Genomic DNA, 244 nt, shown 5'->3' with positions numbered 1-244 from the left:
GAGGTACACCAATTGCACGTGCAAAGTCATTTGTCGTTCCAACTGGAATAATTCCAAATTTCGGACGGAATTCATGCCCAACTAAACCGTTTACTACTTCATTTAACGTACCGTCGCCACCAGCCGCAATAACAACATCAAACTTACGATCCGCAGCTTGCCTCGCCGCCACAGTAGCGTCTCCAGGACCCGTTGTCGCATGACAAGATGTCTCATAGCCAGCTTGTTCTAATTTTTGTAATAC

At 46.3% G+C, this 244-nt stretch carries 1 protein-coding gene; it reads right to left on the bottom strand.

Features of this window, described 5'->3' with window-relative positions; translation table 11 throughout:
• Positions 1–244 (bottom strand): diacylglycerol kinase family protein (locus JDS95_RS30775; RefSeq protein ID WP_199691070.1); only part of this gene is annotated, 244 nt, incomplete at both ends.

Source organism: Bacillus cereus group sp. N24 (assembly GCF_016483345.1).
In the GTDB taxonomy this organism is placed as follows: domain Bacteria; phylum Bacillota; class Bacilli; order Bacillales; family Bacillaceae_G; genus Bacillus_A; species Bacillus_A toyonensis.
This window is presented reverse-complemented; position numbering and strand designations above follow the sequence as displayed.